General features: G+C 40.2%; 18 protein-coding genes. 3 read left to right on the forward strand and 15 right to left on the reverse strand.

What is annotated here, in order from left to right; translation table 11 throughout:
- Nucleotides 1–69 precede the first annotated feature (69 nt).
- Nucleotides 70–699: a 23S rRNA (uridine(2552)-2'-O)-methyltransferase RlmE gene (gene rlmE, locus QQK05_RS09645; RefSeq protein ID WP_284297998.1), complete on the reverse strand. Its 630-nt coding sequence runs from the start codon at nt 697–699 to the stop codon at nt 70–72.
- A 136-nt stretch (nt 700–835) separates the two neighbouring features.
- On the opposite strand from rlmE, the gene yhbY reads away from it, so the two are divergent.
- The gene (yhbY, locus tag QQK05_RS09650) at nt 836–1,132 is read left to right on the forward strand and encodes a ribosome assembly RNA-binding protein YhbY (RefSeq protein ID WP_284298000.1); all 297 of its coding nucleotides are present in this window, start codon (nt 836–838) and stop codon (nt 1,130–1,132) included.
- Between the two features lie 30 nt (nt 1,133–1,162).
- On the opposite strand, the gene QQK05_RS09655 is transcribed toward yhbY, so the two are convergent.
- The 8 genes from QQK05_RS09655 to QQK05_RS09690 all read right to left on the reverse strand — a co-directional run bounded on the left by QQK05_RS09655 (nt 1,163) and on the right by QQK05_RS09690 (nt 10,213).
- Nucleotides 1,163–2,044, reverse strand: coding sequence for a type 2 periplasmic-binding domain-containing protein (locus QQK05_RS09655; RefSeq protein WP_284298002.1), 882 nt, complete (start codon nt 2,042–2,044; stop codon nt 1,163–1,165).
- Between the two features lie 27 nt (nt 2,045–2,071).
- Nucleotides 2,072–2,695, reverse strand: a complete 624-nt coding sequence (locus QQK05_RS09660) for a CPBP family intramembrane glutamic endopeptidase (RefSeq protein ID WP_284298003.1) — start codon at nt 2,693–2,695, stop codon at nt 2,072–2,074.
- Nucleotides 2,696–2,884: 189 nt separating this feature from the next.
- Nucleotides 2,885–3,361: a transcription elongation factor GreA gene (greA, locus tag QQK05_RS09665; RefSeq protein ID WP_284298005.1), complete on the reverse strand. Its 477-nt coding sequence runs from the start codon at nt 3,359–3,361 to the stop codon at nt 2,885–2,887.
- A 205-nt stretch (nt 3,362–3,566) separates the two neighbouring features.
- Entirely contained in the window at nt 3,567–6,782 is a 3,216-nt protein-coding gene (carB, locus tag QQK05_RS09670; RefSeq protein ID WP_284298006.1) for a carbamoyl-phosphate synthase large subunit, read from the reverse strand.
- 24 nt (nt 6,783–6,806) lie between these two features.
- Complete coding sequence (gene carA, locus QQK05_RS09675) at nt 6,807–7,937, reverse strand: glutamine-hydrolyzing carbamoyl-phosphate synthase small subunit (RefSeq protein WP_284298008.1); 1,131 nt, start codon at nt 7,935–7,937, stop codon at nt 6,807–6,809.
- 271 nt (nt 7,938–8,208) lie between these two features.
- Nucleotides 8,209–9,015, reverse strand: a complete 807-nt coding sequence (dapB, locus tag QQK05_RS09680) for a 4-hydroxy-tetrahydrodipicolinate reductase (RefSeq protein WP_284298010.1) — start codon at nt 9,013–9,015, stop codon at nt 8,209–8,211.
- A gap of 2 nt (nt 9,016–9,017) precedes the next feature.
- A complete protein-coding gene (locus QQK05_RS09685; protein WP_284298012.1) occupies nt 9,018–9,455 on the reverse strand; it encodes a hypothetical protein in 438 nt (145 codons plus the stop codon).
- Nucleotides 9,456–9,592: 137 nt separating this feature from the next.
- Nucleotides 9,593–10,213, reverse strand: coding sequence for an FKBP-type peptidyl-prolyl cis-trans isomerase (locus tag QQK05_RS09690; protein ID WP_284298014.1), 621 nt, complete (start codon nt 10,211–10,213; stop codon nt 9,593–9,595).
- Between the two features lie 261 nt (nt 10,214–10,474).
- Here QQK05_RS09690 and QQK05_RS09695 point away from each other — a divergent pair, with 261 nt between their 5' ends.
- Nucleotides 10,475–11,785, forward strand: a complete 1,311-nt coding sequence (locus tag QQK05_RS09695; RefSeq protein ID WP_284298016.1) for a Na+/H+ antiporter NhaC family protein — start codon at nt 10,475–10,477, stop codon at nt 11,783–11,785.
- Between the two features lie 63 nt (nt 11,786–11,848).
- Here the strand turns inward: QQK05_RS09695 and QQK05_RS09700 are convergent, their stop codons facing one another.
- The 6 genes from QQK05_RS09700 to QQK05_RS09725 form a co-directional block, all read right to left on the reverse strand.
- A complete protein-coding gene (locus tag QQK05_RS09700; RefSeq protein WP_284298017.1) occupies nt 11,849–12,655 on the reverse strand; it encodes a M48 family metallopeptidase in 807 nt (268 codons plus the stop codon).
- A gap of 109 nt (nt 12,656–12,764) precedes the next feature.
- Nucleotides 12,765–14,255, reverse strand: a complete 1,491-nt coding sequence (locus tag QQK05_RS09705; RefSeq protein ID WP_284298019.1) for a sensor histidine kinase — start codon at nt 14,253–14,255, stop codon at nt 12,765–12,767.
- Nucleotides 14,252–14,968, reverse strand: coding sequence for a response regulator transcription factor (locus QQK05_RS09710; protein WP_284298021.1), 717 nt, complete (start codon nt 14,966–14,968; stop codon nt 14,252–14,254). The genes QQK05_RS09705 and QQK05_RS09710 overlap by 4 nt, the downstream gene beginning before the upstream one ends.
- A gap of 48 nt (nt 14,969–15,016) precedes the next feature.
- A complete protein-coding gene (locus QQK05_RS09715) occupies nt 15,017–15,748 on the reverse strand; it encodes a spondin domain-containing protein (protein ID WP_284298081.1) in 732 nt (243 codons plus the stop codon).
- Between the two features lie 9 nt (nt 15,749–15,757).
- Nucleotides 15,758–16,453, reverse strand: coding sequence for a spondin domain-containing protein (locus QQK05_RS09720; RefSeq protein ID WP_284298023.1), 696 nt, complete (start codon nt 16,451–16,453; stop codon nt 15,758–15,760).
- A 116-nt stretch (nt 16,454–16,569) separates the two neighbouring features.
- Nucleotides 16,570–17,184 (reverse strand): hypothetical protein, encoded by a 615-nt coding sequence (locus QQK05_RS09725; protein ID WP_284298025.1) that lies wholly within the window; start codon nt 17,182–17,184, stop codon nt 16,570–16,572.
- 50 nt (nt 17,185–17,234) lie between these two features.
- Here QQK05_RS09725 and QQK05_RS09730 point away from each other — a divergent pair, with 50 nt between their 5' ends.
- Entirely contained in the window at nt 17,235–17,621 is a 387-nt protein-coding gene (locus tag QQK05_RS09730) for a hypothetical protein (RefSeq protein ID WP_284298027.1), read from the forward strand.
- Nucleotides 17,622–17,629: the final 8 nt, after the last annotated feature.

Below are 17,629 nucleotides of genomic sequence, written 5' to 3' on the forward strand. Positions count from 1 at the left end.
TAACAACCTCTTGCTGTGTCTAAAAAAATGCGACTCTTTAGAATAAATAAATTCATTACTTTTAATTTACTACAATTTAAAACCAGTAGCTACAAGATAAACTTCTCTAGAACGCGCACGAGACGATTCTGGTTTTCTTGTTTTTACCACTTTAAATACATTACGAACTTCTTTCATAAACTGATCGAAGCCCTCACCTTGGAAAACTTTAACAACAAATGCACCGTTTTTCTTTAAAACTTGATGACACATATCTAGTGCTAATTCAACAAGATACATACTTCTCGCTGAATCTGCCGAATCATTGCCAGTAAAATTTGCAGCCATATCTGACATCACAACATCAATGTTCTTACCATCTATACGTTGCAAAAGTGCATCTAGGACTGCTTCTTCACGAAAATCTCCTTGCAAGAAGTCAACTCCCGGAATCGGATCCATCGGCAGAATATCACACGCCACAACTTGACCATCATCGCCAACTGCTTTCACTGCGTACTCTGACCAACCACCTGGAGCGGCCCCTAAGTCAACGACCTTCATGCCCGGTTTAATCAATTTGTCTTTATTATTGATTTCTTCAATTTTAAAAACAGCACGCGATCTCAAACCAAGTTTCTGCGCCTTTTTCACATACTCATCTTCAAAATGTTCATTTAGCCAGCGAGTAGAGCTAGCACTGTGCTTTTTTTTACTCAACGATCTAACCTTTTGATCTACAAATTCACACGTTAACCAAGACTATTACATAATTGTATCTTGGTTAGCGTAGTATTACTCACTAGATAAGGTTAAAATAGTCTTAATTCAAGCAAACTTGTAACGAAAATTGTTAATGAACTTAAATAAGAAGCAAATTCAGTACTTAAAGGGTGAAGCTCACTCTCTCAAACCAGTTGTTTTACTTGGTAGCAATGGCCTAACAGAAGGCGTTGTAGCGGAAATTGATTCAGCATTAGAACATCATGAATTAATTAAAGTAAAAATTCCGACAGACGACCGCGAAGTCAAAGGTTTAATTGTTGACGCGATTTGTCGAGAAACAAATGCGACTAAAATTCAGGTGATCGGAAAAACACTGGTGATTTATCGTCAGTCGGAAGAGAAGAAGATTCATATCCCGAAACTTTAATCTGTAAGCTCAAAGCCCTGTGCTTTGAGCTTATTGCTCACCTTTACGAGCGCACACTGCTTTAAGTTGAGAAGAATTTAATGCTCGCCTTGTTTGTACGGTGAGTAGTGGATTATCGAGAAATATTACCTCTCTTGCTTCAAGGTTTGCTTTTTCAATCAAGCCGGCCGTTATTTCGTTAGACTCAAAAAACTCATCAAAACTCCCATCTGCTATCGCCAATTCAAGGCCATACTGAATGCGTCGCGCCAATCTTGGGTTCGCTTTATTCACGAAGAAAAAAAATGGTGAGTCATAATAAAGTGCAAATCGTTGCTCAATTGCTAATTCCGGGTACTGCTCAATTTCATTAAATGCCTCGTGTAGAGCTCGGGGAAAATAATCAAACCGACCTTTTTCCAGCATTTGATATAAAGAAGCATGTTCGCGAGCTGTCGATACTTGAAAGTTATTATGATTCAAAATTATGGTATCAGGCCACGTTGTGCCCTGCCCTGCGTAAAGGTGGGCGAGCTCATCAGCATTAGTGAGTGTATTAAATAACTTCTGTTCGCCTTTGCGAATCAAAAATACTCGACATCCACCAAGTCCTTTCAACAAAGGGATCCTAATTGGAATTAACTTTTCTTCTCTATCTTTAGAAGTCATGGTCCACACCAAATTCACCAAGCGGTTGTTTCGGGCAAGCTCAATCATGTGATTTTGACTCATACCAGCATCAACTTTATTCAGTTCATAGTGGCCAAATTTAGACTCAGACTTTTCTAATGCCAGCTTGAGTAGATCCGTATAGTACTTGTCGTATTTTATTGACTCACGATGAACACCATACCAAGAGTAGTTAACCACATCATCAGCCAGTGCTTTGTGGACTATCATCCATATTATGACTACAACAATTACACGCTTCACAACGACTCCCTGTCTTTCCTTAGTTCATCAAATAACTGACTGCGACAAGCTAAACAATGCGCCTATGTTAAAGGCGAATAAAAACAGTCCCCACAAAGAATGCTCAATAATAACAATTGCGGTGTTTCCTGAAGAGAAATAACGATAGCTAAACAAGAATCCAGCAATTATCGACAATAGTACAACAAGTAAACTGCCGTAAATAACATGACCAAAGCCAAATGATAAGCTGCTCACTAAAACCCTCACTTTTTTGCTTGGAAAGAGTAACTTGTATCGATGAAATAAAAATGTGCGATAAATGATTTCTTGTGGAATCACCGAAAATAACGGATATAAAACCAGAATCAATAGCCACCCACTACTCAGCAGTAACGGTGTGTTTAGTGACAACTGTTCACTAACCAGCCAGACATACAATGAGATAAACAAAGCAAACAACAAAAATGTCAGTATCACAGGCTTCAATTGTGGCCAGTTTATATTTTTTGCCCTGCGCCATTGCTTTGCAAGTTTCCCATCAATGTAAAGTAGCCAAGCACACCCTACACCCAAACATGACAATATTGGCAATAAATAAGGTGCAAAGTATCCCTTCGTTAACCACAAACATAAGGGAATACCGATGAAAACGACAATAAATTCAGTCATTCTAAGACTGAAAGTAGAGACACTTAACTGCATAATATTTGTTGAACCGCAGGGCTTAATACTAAGGTTATTGATTTATTAGATATTGAGTTAAGTGTAGTAAATTTTAGAAAAATATTTGGTCGATCAAAAAAGGGACAAGCATTTTAACGCTCATCCCATTATAAAAATCGGTTTAAGAACCAAGGTTTACTTGTGCTCTACCGCCATGACTTCATATTCTACCACACCACCTGGTGTGTTGATTTCAACTTCAGAATCAACAGTTTTACCAATTAATCCACGTGCGATTGGTGAATTAACACTGATACGGTTTTGCTTAATGTCAGCTTCATCGTCACCAACGATTTGATAAGTCACTTCTTCATCTGTATCAATGTTTAATAAGGTAACCGTTACACCAAAAATCACTTTGCCTGTATTAGGAATTTTTGTAATGTCGATAATTTGCGCATTACCTAATTTACCTTCAATTTCTTGAATACGACCTTCACAAAAACCCTGTTGCTCTCGGGCAGCGTGATACTCTGCATTTTCTTTTAAATCACCGTGTTCTCGTGCTTCAGCGATTGCTTCAACAATCTCAGGACGCTTAACTGTTTTCAAATGGTGTAATTCATCACGTAACGCGTCAGCGCCGTGTGCCGTCATTGGAAATTGATTCATAATTCTTCTACTTTTTACTACATCAAAATTGGAGCCTTCACGTCAGACTCTTAATGATATTAATTTTTGACTAAACGATAAGTTTATCGGTTAACGCTCAGAAATACAAAAGGGAATACACATTTATATAATAAACATGGATTCCCTTTTTACGGAATGTCGATGAGATACTCGCTTTACGAGAACATCATCTACGATGCGTTAATTAACAACGATCATGCAACTCTTGAATAGAAGTTACTGTGTTGCGATCGTCTGCTGCATGCGCTTGGCAAGCAGCAAAAGCTGCGTTTAACGTTGTTGTGTAAGCAATCTTGTAACGAAGTGCACCACCACGTAATACTTTTGAATCTTCAATCGCTTTACGACCTTCAGTCGTGTTGATGATGTAGTTGTACTCACCATTTTTGATTCTATCAAGAATGTGTGGACGACCTTCGTGTACTTTGTTTACTAGGCGTACTGGTACGTTTGCTTCACCCAATACAATCGCTGTACCGTGTGTTGCATCTAATTCGTAACCTAAATCAATCATTTGCTTAGCTAATTCAACAACACGCTCTTTATCTGAGTTACGTACTGAGATTAACGCACGACCTTCTTTAGGAATCGTAACACCAGCGCCTAAGTTAGCTTTTGCGTATGCTTCTTCAAACGTGTCACCAACACCCATAACTTCACCAGTTGAACGCATTTCTGGGCCAACTAATGGATCAGAGCCGTGGAACTTGTTAAATGGAATAACAACTTCTTTCACTGAGAAGTATGGTGGAATAACTTCTTTCGTTACGCCTTGTTCAGCTAACGTTTTACCCGCCATTACACGAGCGCCAACCTTCGCTAAAGGAATGCTAGTTGCTTTAGAAACAAATGGTACAGTGCGCGCTGCACGAGGGTTAACTTCGATTAAGTAAACTTTTCCGTCTTTAACCGCCATTTGCGTGTTCATTAAGCCTTTAACGCCTAACTCAAATGCAAGTTTTGTTACTTGCTCACGCATAACGTCTTGTACTTCTTGTGATAATGAGTACGCAGGTAATGAACATGCTGAGTCACCTGAGTGAACACCGGCTTGTTCAATGTGTTGCATAATACCGCCAACCACAACTTCTTTCCCGTCACAAAGTACGTCGATGTCAACTTCAATAGCGTCATCTAAGAAGTGGTCAAGTAATACTGGTGAGTCATTAGACACACTTACTGCTTCGTTCATGTAACGACGTAAATCTTCTTCGTCGTATACGATTTCCATCGCACGACCACCTAATACGTATGATGGGCGAACAACTAATGGGAAGCCGATTTCTTTAGACTTAGCTACCGCTTCATCTAATGAAGTTACCGTCGCATTTTCAGGTTGTAGTAAACCTAAACGCTCAACCGCTTGTTGGAATCGTTCACGGTCTTCTGCGCGGTCAATCGCATCTGGTGAAGTACCGATAATTGGTACGCCAGCCGCTTCTAATGCACGAGCTAATTTAAGCGGTGTTTGACCACCGTATTGCACGATTACACCTTTTGGCTTTTCAACACGAACGATTTCTAACACATCTTCAAACGTAATTGGTTCGAAGAATAAGCGATCAGATGTATCGTAGTCAGTTGAAACCGTTTCAGGGTTACAGTTAACCATGATGGTTTCAAAACCGTCTTCACGCAAAGCTAATGCAGCGTGTACACAACAGTAGTCAAACTCAATACCTTGACCGATACGGTTTGGACCACCACCTAAAATCATGATCTTGTCTTTATCAGATGGGTTTGCTTCACACTCTTCGTCATAGCTTGAGTACATGTAAGCAGTGTCTGAGCCAAACTCAGCCGCACAAGTATCAACACGCTTGTATACTGGGTGAATGTTTGCTGCGTGACGAATACGACGAATCTCAGACTCGTTCGTACCGATAACGTCAGCTAAACGTGCATCTGAGAAACCTTTACGTTTTAGTCGAGCAATAACGTCTTCAGTTAAACCTGCCATGCCGCCTTCGGCTACAGCTTTCTCTTCTAGGACGATATCTTCAATTTGAACGAGGAACCAACGGTCGATCTTTGTTAAGCGGAATATATCGTCGACTGTTAAGCCTAAACGGAATGCATCAGCTACATACCAAATACGGTCTGCGCCAGCTTCTTGAAGCTCGTGCATGATCTTAGTTTTTGCACCTGGCTTAGTTACGTCAACTTTCGGGTCGAAACCGTTTGCGCCAACTTCTAAACCACGTAGAGCTTTTTGCATTGATTCTTGTTGGTTACGACCAATTGCCATTACCTCACCTACCGACTTCATTTGCGTCGTTAAGCGATCTTCAGAGCCTGCGAACTTCTCGAAGTTAAAACGAGGGATCTTAGTCACAACGTAATCGATTGTCGGCTCGAACGATGCTGGTGTTGCGCCACCAGTAATGTCATTTGACAACTCATCTAAAGTGTAACCTACCGCTAATTTTGCAGCGATTTTAGCAATCGGGAAACCTGTTGCTTTAGATGCAAGAGCAGATGAACGAGATACACGAGGGTTCATCTCGATGATTACCATACGACCATCAACAGGGTTCACACCAAACTGTACATTTGAGCCACCTGTCTCAACACCAATCTCACGTAATACCGCAAGTGATGCGTTACGCATGATTTGGTATTCTTTATCCGTTAATGTTTGTGCTGGAGCAACCGTGATTGAGTCACCAGTGTGAATACCCATAGGGTCGAAGTTTTCGATTGAACAAACAATGATACAGTTATCATTTTTGTCACGAACCACTTCCATTTCGTACTCTTTCCAACCGATTAATGATTCATCGATAAGTAATTCATTCGTTGGAGAAAGGTCTAAACCACGAGTACAGATTTCAACGAATTCTTCACGGTTGTATGCGATACCGCCACCCGTACCACCCATAGTAAATGATGGGCGGATAATACATGGGAAACCGATGCGAGAAGAAGTGTCTAAAGCTTCATCCATTGAGTGAACAATTTCAGCGCGTGGTGTTTCTAAACCAATAGCTTTCATTGCTTTGTCGAAACGGTCACGGTCTTCTGCTTTATCGATTGCATCAGCCGTTGCACCAATCATTTCAACGCCAAACTCTTCCAATACACCATATTTTTCTAAATCAAGTGCACAGTTAAGCGCTGTTTGACCGCCCATTGTCGGTAGAACCGCGTCAGGACGTTCTTTTTCAATAATTTTGCGAACAACTTCCCAGTGAATTGGCTCGATGTATGTGCTATCAGCCATTTCTGGGTCAGTCATAATGGTTGCAGGGTTAGAGTTAACTAGAATAACTCGGTAACCTTCTTCACGTAACGCTTTACACGCTTGCGCGCCAGAGTAGTCAAACTCACACGCTTGACCAATTACAATTGGGCCAGCACCTAAAATTAAGATACTTTTTATGTCAGTACGTTTTGGCATAGTTTTACGTCTCTCTTTTTTAGCTTAAGCGTTACGTTGCTTGATTAATTCAATAAAGTGGTCAAATAAAGGTGCTGCATCGTGAGGACCTGGGCTTGCTTCAGGGTGCCCCTGGAAGCTAAACGCTGGCTTGTCTGTGCGGTGAATACCTTGAATTGAACCATCAAATAACGACTTGTGCGTTACTTTTAAGTTTTCTGGCATGTTGTCTTCGTCTACCGCGAAACCGTGGTTTTGTGACGTAATCATAACAACATCGCGGTCATAGTCTTTCACTGGGTGGTTAGCACCGTGATGACCAAACTTCATCTTGATTGTATTTGCACCACTTGCTAGGCCTAATAATTGGTGACCTAAACAAATACCAAATACTGGGATATCTGTTTCTAAGAATGTTTTAATTGCATTAATTGCGTAATCACATGGTTCTGGGTCACCAGGACCATTTGATAAGAAGATACCGTCAGGATTCAATGCGAGTACTTCTTCCGCTGACGTTTGCGCTGGTACAACCGTTAACTTACAGCCACGGTCAACTAACATACGTAAGATGTTGCGCTTTGCACCAAAGTCATAAGCAACTACGTGGAAGTCCATCTTCTCAGGAGTTACAAAGCCTTTACCTAATTGCCAGCTGCCTTCTGTCCATTGATATGTTTCTTTTGTCGAAACAACTTTAGCTAAATCCATGCCTTTTAAACCAGGAAAACCTTTGGCTTCAGCAAGCGCCGCAGCTTCGTCAAGGTTGTCACCAGCCATAATACAACCGTTTTGCGCGCCCTTTTCACGTAAGATGCGAGTAAGCTTACGTGTATCGATATCAGCGATACCTAAAATATTGTGGCGAACTAAGTATTCACTTAGTGTTTCTTGGTTACGGAAGTTACTTGCTAATAGTGGTAAATCGCGAATGATTAAGCCTTTAGCAAAAACGCCTGTTGACTCTTCGTCTTCTGAGTTGGTACCTGTGTTACCAATATGAGGATAAGTCAGCGTTACAATTTGCTCTGCGTATGATGGGTCTGTAAGAATTTCTTGATAACCAGTCATTGAAGTATTGAATACTACTTCACCAACTGACGTGCCCGTAGCACCAATTGCGGTGCCTTTGAATACAGTGCCGTCTTCAAGCACTAAAATGGCAGATTTAGTCAATTTAACCTCCGAAAGAAGAACAATAACTTAATAGTCATGGTGTTACGCATACCCTACTATTAAGCACGAATACTAGCTGGATCTAGCGCTTCAAAAACCACCAAAATAGTGAATTTTTGACAAATTGCGCGCATTCTACGCACTTAGTAGAGTAACGTCCACAAAAACTTTCAAAAATATCGTGTTTTTACCGTTTTTTAACTAAAAACCTCAAAAACACGAGTTTAATACCTATTCAACCGAATATTTTTAACCATTTGGTCGGTTTTTATTAAGCCTTTAATCCAAGTACATCTTGCATATCATAAAAGCCATTTTCAGCTTTGCTTAGCCAAAGCGCCGCACGCATAGCACCATGAGCAAATGTCATTCGAGAGGTCGCTTTATGCGTTAATTCAATGCGCTCACCCAAATCAGCAAAAAGAGCTGTATGCTCGCCAATAATATCGCCAGCACGCACGGTGGCAAATCCGATCGTTTTAGGATCACGTTCCTCCGTAATCCCCTCTCTGCCGTATACAGCACACTGATTTAAATCACGGTCTAACGTATCAGCAATCACTTGGCCAATTTTAACTGCAGTGCCAGAAGGAGCATCTTTTTTAAATCGATGATGTGCTTCCATTATTTCGATATCCGTATCATCACCGATAGCGCGCGCAGCCATTTCAACTAACTTAAATAATAAATTAACCCCTACACTTGTATTTGGTGCCAAAATTACAGGGATATCTCTTGCAAATTCTTTAATTTTAACGATTTCATCATCATTAAAGCCTGTAGTACCAATAACTATGGCTTTATTATGTTCTTTACACCATTTTAAATGTTCAAATGTTGATGAAATAGATGTGAAATCAATCAACACATCTGCGCTAACTAATGAATTTAGGTCAGAAGTGGCGTTTTTTCCAATCGAGCCAATTCCGGCCAATTCACCCAAGTCAATGCCGTCAAAGCTTGAGCCTTTGCGCACGCTTCCACCCATTAATGTGATTTTTTCATGCTGTTGCGCGGCATCAATCAGATTGCGCCCCATTCGTCCATTACACCCTAAAACAGCTACGTTTATCGTCATTTTTATTTTTCTCTAGTAATCTCTAAATTGTGTGAAAGTGAAGTATATTCAGTTGCTTGATGCGAAATAACGTTAGTAATTCTTAATGATTCTTCATGCCTGATAAGATGGTAAAGCGCAGTAAAGTCGGTAAACATCTGCCCTTGTTGATCAAAAAACTGCCAATGTACAATTGCGAGAATTAAATCTGAATTGATTGCTTGATAACTCGCCTGGTGAGCAATAACCCGGCTGAATCCAAGACCTTTTAACTGAGTAAAAATATCATTGAACTCGTTGGTTAATTCACTTTTATCTTGCAGTATTTTCAACTCGTCCGGCATTGATAGGCTGCAAGGGATTTGGTAACAGGCTAACGCGCTCTCTATGTCAAAGTTCTCGAAGGCATCGACATAGGCAGAAAATAACTGTGTGATGTTATTAGTATTACTTATTGTCACTTGATTTAAATTATTTCCATTCAATTAATGTGATTAAAAGGTCTTAGTTTCATTGTCAATTATTAACGCCAGTTATCAGCAATTGTTATGCTTATCAAATAGCAACCATAAAAAAGCCGGGAAACCCGGCTTAATGATTATAAAATATCTAACAACTCAACATCGAAGATTAATGCAGAGTATGGTGGAATAGCACCTTGAGAGCCACGCTCACCGTACGCCAAGTTGTATGGGATATATAAACGGTACTTAGCGCCAACAGGCATTAATTGTAATGCTTCAGTCCAGCCAGCAATAACACCGCCAACAGGGAATTCTGCAGGTTGACCGCGATCGTATGAGCTGTCGAATACATCACCATTAATGAATGTACCGTGGTAATGCGTACGAACAGTACTTGCAGCAGTTGGCTTATCACCTTCACCTGCAGCTAAAATTTCGTATTGTAAACCTGAGTCAGTTACCGTCACTTCGTCACGCTTAGCATTTTCTGCTAAGAACGCTTCACCTTCAGCAGCCATTTCTTTTGCTGCTTCTTGCTCTTGCTCTTGTAACTTTTTAGAAACGATAGAAAATGCTTCATTTAATGCTTCATCGCTAACTTGGCTAGCTTCACCAGCCAACGCATCAGCTAAACCAGCCTGTACAGCTGTTACATCAAAGTCTTTAAAAGGGTTGTTTCGTAACTGATCACCTAATTGGCGACCTACACCGTAACTTACACGTTGTTCAATTGATTCAAATTTAGTATCAGACATTATTTTTCTTCACTTAAAAATTTCGGCGAAAATGATAGCACAATCAATCTTTGTAAAGTAGTCATTTAACAGCGAAATAATAGAACATCACGTTATAAGTTGTGACGGCAACCTCAAATCCATTTAGCCGTCTAAACATCTAGATTGACAGTTCAACCTAGTTGTCTATAATGCTCAACCTGCGAATCAATTGTTACCTTTTACCTACACACTTAAACATGCTAAAAAGTACGCAAGTAAATAATTTTTAATGGAAACTCAATGCAATCAGATAATATCAATCCGCCTAGCCTAAAAGCGTTAATTCCTTTTTTAGTTTTCTTAGGCCTGTTTTTAGGCACCGGAATTATTCTGACATACCAAGGGGTTGAGTTTGCTTTTTACCAGTTGCCAGTAAGTATTGCGATTATTCCCGCCATTTTTGTCGCCTTATACTTAGGAAAAGAGACAATTGATAAGAAGATTGGGCAATTTATCAAAGGCGCTGGTCACGAAAACATCATCACAATGTGCATGATTTATTTGCTAGCAGGAGCTTTTGCAAGTGTTGCTAAAGCTACCGGTAGCGTAGATGCAAGTGTTCAATTAGGCTTAGCCTTATTTCCGGCATACCTATTATTACCTGGTTTATTTATTGTCTCAGCGTTTATCGCAACGGCTATGGGAACATCCATGGGCACAATTGCGGCAATCGCCCCTATTGCCCTTGGTTTTGTTGAAACCGCAGATGTTAACCCTGCGCTAATCGCAGGTGTGATCATTTCTGGAGCAATCTTTGGTGATAATTTATCAATTATTTCTGACACAACTATCGCCGCAACGCGTAGTCAAGGCGCGCAAATGAAGGATAAATTCAAAACAAACTTCAAATTTGCGGTTCCTGCTGCTGTTATTTGCCTCGTTATTTTTACTTTCTTGGGCGAAAGTATTGATTACCAAACATCAAGTGATATTCAGTTTATTGGTTTAATTCCTTATTTGTTGATTCTGACTTTAGCACTGCTCGGTGTGAACGTATTTGTTGTATTGACTGTTGGCATAATCACCGCGGCACTAATCGGTTACATCTCATCTGGCTACGAACTACTGGCTTTTGTAAGTGACATCAACAGTGGCTTTAGCAATATGCAAGACATTTTTATTCTCTCGCTATTTATCGGTGGCTTGAGTGCTTTAGTGAAACATCAAGGTGGCTTAGCAGCGTTAACTCGAAAAATTGAGGCGACAACCCGTTCAATCAGCAAAAATAACAATAAGAAGGCAGCAGGAGTCGGTATTGGCATGCTAGCTTTCTTTACTAACTTTTTTACGGCAAACAATACAGTGTCAATTATCGTCACCGGTGACACGGCAAAAGAACTAGCAACAGATGCCGAACTCACGCCCGCACAGTCTGCCAGTTTACTTGATATTTTTGCTTGTATCAGTCAAGGTCTAATTCCATATGGTGCTCAAGCATTATTGTTAGGTGCCACAATGAAAATATCGCCAGTTGACGTTGTCACTTATTCGTTTTATCCAATGGTTTTATTTATTGTTGTGCTCTTGATGTTTAATAAAGCGACGAAGTAGTTCAGCAGTCTTATCGTTGAAATAAAAAAGGGTCAGCATTGCGGACCCTTTTTTATTATTCGTTTAACCGATTGGATTTGCACAGTTCGGTTTCGTTTTACTCTGCCTGTAAACTGGCGTTGTTTTCGTCATATGTGCTTTAAGGTTCTTAATTCGGCTTTGATTCGATGGATGCGTCGACATGAATTCAGGCGGTTGATTTCCACCACTTGCCTTAGCCATATTTTGCCACAACTTGACAGACGCTTCTGGATTAAATCCCGCTTTGGCCATTAAGTCTTGTCCAATAATATCGGCTTCTGTCTCATGAGAACGTCCATATGGCATCAATGCACCATACTGCGTTGCTGCCCCAAGTGCTGCCATCGTTAGTGCTTTCTTATCGTTATCCATATCCCCGAGTAGCACACCTGTAGCAATTAGACCAATTCCAGCGAGCTGCTCAGCTGATATACGTTCATTTGCATGCTCTTCAATAACGTGCGCGACTTCATGCCCCATGATAGCTGCTAATTGATGTTGATCTTCCGCGACGTTGAGAATACCGGTAAAAACGCCAATTTTACCGCCAGGTAAGGCAAACGCATTTATTTGGTCAGAATCAAACACAACGACTTCCCACTCTCCATCATGGGCGCTTTTGGGAACGTGCACCGTAATGAAATCAGCGACGCATTGGACATATGCATTAGTTTTTTTGTCTGTACTAATCTTTTGGTTTTTTTTCATTTCCTCAAAAGATTGAGCCCCCATTACGTTCAACTTATTTTGATCCATAAAGGCAATTTTACTTCGCCCTGTAGAAGACGTACTGCAACCTGCGACTGTGAGCGCAAGTAATAATGCCGAACTAAGTAACGCACGTTTCATTGCAATCCCTTAAATTAAATTTAAATACTATGAATAGTTTACGAGATTGAATAGAAAAATGACAAGTAGTTAATGGATAAAACTCGCTAGCGAAGAGTCATTTAATATGCTACTTGAGGCGATCACCTGAGATTAAACAAAAAGAAAACTGGCTACCTACTCCTAGTTCACTTTCAACCGAAATTTCACTGCCCAATAACTCAATAAGTTTCTGGCTTATTGTCAATCCAAGACCAATATTCTTTTGGTTTACTGTTTGAATACTGTTACTCGCTTGATAGCGAGCATTAAATATTTGCTCAAGTTCCTCTTGTTTAATCCCAATGCCACTATCTTTTATCGAGACTTGATATTGACCATTTTCTGCTTGCTTTACAATAAGCTCAACTTTGCCACCGGCAGGCGTGTGTCGTAAGGCATTGTCGATGAGGTTTGTGATAACACGCTCAAGTTTATTTAGGTCGCTAATAACGACAATGTGATGCTCTACAGGGCTAAAAACTAAATCAATATTTTGCCTTTTTGCCTCTAATGCAAACTTATCAATAATGTCATAAAGGACTTCAACTAAATTAAAACGCTCATTGACGATGTTTACGTGTCCATTCTCAAGGTGTGCTAGCTCAAATATCTGGTCTATTAACTGTCGCAACTGGCATGCATTTCTCAATGATGTTGCAATAAAAGCCTGCTCTTGCTCTTTTGTTAATTGAGATTTTTTAAGGTGTAATGTTTCAAGGTAGCCATGCAAGGACGCAAGTGGCGTTCTAAGATCATGAGATATTTCAGCTAATAATTCTTTTCGCTGATGATCGATGTTTTCCAACTGCTTAAATTGCGCTTCGATGTGTGCCATCATCGTTGTAAATATTGCACCGAGTTGATGAACCTCATTTTTGGCATCAGGCTGCCATTGACTCAACGAAATATTATCGGCATTGAACCCTTGTTTGGTGACTAGGGTCATTTCTAGATTTAATAGTCTAAGCGGTGACGTGATGTTTCGGAAAAGCCAGAGCATTAAGATAAAAACAGCTGCTAACCCAATGGTTAACATGACAAGCGACACTTCTATTTTTGATTCTTTCTTTACTTGATCAAAGGTATCAACGTACCGCTCACCTGCGACAATGACATACAAATACCCCATTAACGTAGAGCCATTAAAAATAGGTGTAGCTGAAAAAATTTTTTGACGAGTTGGGTGTTTAGGATCATCACCATAAACGGGCAGAGGGTGGCGATATTGAATTAAGTTGTCGATGGGTTTGAGACTGACCTTATCTCTTTTTACCAATGATTTATCAGCTGAGAAAGTCAAAATATAACCGTCTTTATCAAGCAAATAAAATTCAAATGCAGGTCCTAATATCATCAACGTGTGAAACAGGTTTTTTAATGCATCATAATCATAAACGCCTTTTTGCAATAAAGGATTATCACGCACTAAGCTTGGCGCTAGCGACAAATGCAATCGCTGTTGTGACTCGAAGCGAGTTTTTTGCTCAAGGTGTTGCCCCCAAAAGTAAAAGACACTTGCTATAAACAAAAACAAGCACGTTAGTACAATGGCGAGCTTTTGGTAGAGTGAAAGATTCACGCACACACGCCTCGGCGATTAAACTTATAACCAACGCCCCAAACCGTTTGCACGATCTCAGGTTTTGTGGCATTGCGTTCTAGTTTCGCACGTAATCTATTAATATGAGAGTTAACGGTGTGCTCGTATCCACTATGGTGATAGCCCCAAACAGAGGATAAAAGTTGCGAGCGAGAAAAGACTTGATCTGGATGTTTAGCTAAGTGGTGCAATAACTCATATTCTGTTGCAGTAAGTTCGATGACTTCATTTTTGTAAATCACTTGGTGTGTTAAATGGTTTATTTGCAAGTCACCAAGTACGATGGATTGTTCGGTTTGATCGGTGGACTTTAACGCTTTAAACAAAGCAAGTTTTCTTAGCTGTGCTCGCACTCTAGCCTGGAGTTCACGGACACTGTAGGGCTTGGCAATATAGTCATCTGCACCTAGCTCTAAGCCTAAGACACGGTCGGTTTCAGAATCTCTTGAGGTTAACATAATAACGGCTAGCTCCGGCTGTTTAGTTTTAAGTTCTCGACAAACATCTAAACCCGAGATTCCTGGCAACATCACATCTAAAATCAACAATTCAATGTCGTGCTGATTAGCAAGTTTTAATGCTTGCTCACCAGAACTGGCATATATCACATTCAGTTGTAATTCCGTAAGATGCAGCGTTACTAAATTGGCTAAATCAGGATCGTCTTCAACTAATAATACATTTTGATTCATGGTCACTATCCGCTAATTATTAGCAAATAGTGACCATTATTTGATGTCCTATTGAGAGCGAGTAATCACAACTCTCATGGTAGGATTGTCAAATTTATGGGCCTGGGTCAGTACCGATGTCGATAATCCATCGTCTACCGAAACAACACCTGAATGCATTGTCACAACGTCTTGTCGATCGTCACGTTCTGCATTGTAGCCTTCACCACCATCGGCTGGGCCAGGGATTGTTCCCATCATTTCACTATTTGCTTCAGTTCCTGCATCATATGAACTGGTTACCAGCGAAATACTTTCACCAACTTCTAAATCAGCGATAGATCTTGCGTTTACACCAGTAAATGCGTCATTAGTATTAACTAGCATAGTTGCCAAAGAAATATGCATTGGCATGGTATCTTCAACCATCACTTCAATCGTTGCAGATGCTCCTGGCATCACAGGATCTTCAGTAGAACCAGCTGATAAAGCAACTGAGACCTCTAGTAAACCACTATTGTCACCACCTTCAGCCATTACTTCTAATGCTTCACTTGCTGTTTCACCGAGGTTAAATAGGTTACCTTCATTATGTAAAACAACCGCAACTGGTGATAAAGGTTGTGCGTTTGTAAGATTCGTTACCGTCACTTCATAGCTGTAAACTACAGGTGCCGGAGCAGGCGGCGTTGGTGGTGTTGGAGGCGTCGGCAAGTCATTGTCATTATCAGAACATGCTGCTAATAACGCAAACATTGACGTTACAACACCGAGTTTAATTAATTTAGGAAAGCGTTTCATCATGCCCTCCTACATTACAACAACAGTAACTTTTGCAACAGGGTTTAACCAGCGGTGTACTTTATTGTCTAAGTCACTTACCCCACCTGTTGGGTTATCATCACCTAAAGCACCACGGTGAATGTGAACAGTTTCATTAGATTCTTCAGTTGTTACGCCTGTTGCACCTGTGCCACCATCACCACCTGGAGCTACTGGAATACCTGGAGTACCAGATGCGCCGCCGCCATTGATAATTTCATCGTTAGCTTCTGTACCAGCATCGTACGCGTTTAGGTATACAGTATATGTACCTGCTTCAGTAGGGATTGGCCAAGAGTTGAGTGCGACAAAACCGTCATTCGTTGGTAACATCATACCAGCGATAGATAAGTACATATTACCATCAGCTGTATCCATGCTTGCCGTTGTCGACATAGCTGGAGCCAATAGACCTGCTGCAGGATTTTCTACCACATCTGCACTAGCACCATTTAATACTGTCGCTAATCCAGAGATGTCCCCACCTTCAGCCATTGCTTGTAGCTCAGGCGATGCGGCTTCACCTAAAGAGAATAATGCAACGCTATCGTCGTGCGCAGCGATGACTAGAGGAGTGTAATGAATACCGTGTGTAATGTTTGTCACGGTCACTTCGAGTTGTTGTGCCATTGCTAATGGGCTTAATGCCATTAACGCAGATAGAGTTAGTAATTTGCCTTTCATTTTTTATCCTTGTTATCGATTTATTGACAACTTGAGTATGAAAGGCAAATATCAAGATAAAATCACAAAATTATCACAATTTTATCACAGCCGTATTTTCTTTATTTTTTAACGAGTTATTTGTTTTTCACTAACGTGTCTCGACCTTTTCCACGATTATATACATCGCTTTTATTAAAGCCTAAAGTGACGTGAAAATCCTTTGGACCTAATTGAACTTGTTGTCTGAAAAACTGTGCCTCAGGTGAATGAGCAACCACATAATATGCGGTATTCTCGTCATTTGATACCGTGCCCAAGCCTACTAGTTCAACGGCAATTCCCTTATTCAAATCTAGCTTTGACACATCAATATTTTGATATTCATATGGATTAATCAATGTAAGATGAAAAGTGTAATGATCTCTCGCGCCTTGATTCTGTCGATAAGTATCAAAATTCACGCCTAAAATCTTTTTCATTTGTTTTAGATAGGTATCAACTTGTGCTTTGGATATGCGGCCCCCTAAATAAACTAAGCCGCTACTATCCTTCAACACGACAGGCTTTATCGTCAACCACTGAGCAAGGTTTTGATCTTCAGAAATTGAATATACCTTTTCTTTATTGTTCTTTAGTGCTCTTGCCAATGGAGAGCTGTCATCGCTCGTTTGACTCATTGATAGGCCGGGAAAAAAGGCCAGACTAAGTGCAAGCGACATAGATAAAGTGCTAGATTTTATTTTAAACATACTCATTCCATTATAATATTAGTGTTTTCTTGTAGATATTTTATCAGGTTATGACGTCGTCGCTTTGGTTCTCTCCAGAACATTATCACATGATAGCAAAAACATATTACGCCAAAAGATGGACGCTATTGCTATGGAGTTTTTTATCTTTTGCGCTATTTGCTTTACTTGAAAGTCAAATTTTCAATCAAACTCCAGAGTTACTGATTGGCTTAGCATTATTTATTTTGTTTTTTGCCCTTCAAGCGCTTGTTTTTGCATCATTTCTGTTTTTCTTTCGAACATTACCGTCGAAACAATTTAAGACGGATCAACATTCCGTTCAATACAGATTTTATCGCACGATAGAATGGGCTGAAACACTATTATTTAGTTTTTTACTACCATTACCTGCACTAGGCTTTTTATATGCCGCAATCATGATGTTCATTAAATAAGGTAACAA

Origin of the sequence: Thalassotalea loyana, from assembly GCF_030161435.1 — a bacterium.
In the GTDB taxonomy this organism is placed as follows: Bacteria; Pseudomonadota; Gammaproteobacteria; order Enterobacterales; family Alteromonadaceae; genus Thalassotalea_G; species Thalassotalea_G loyana.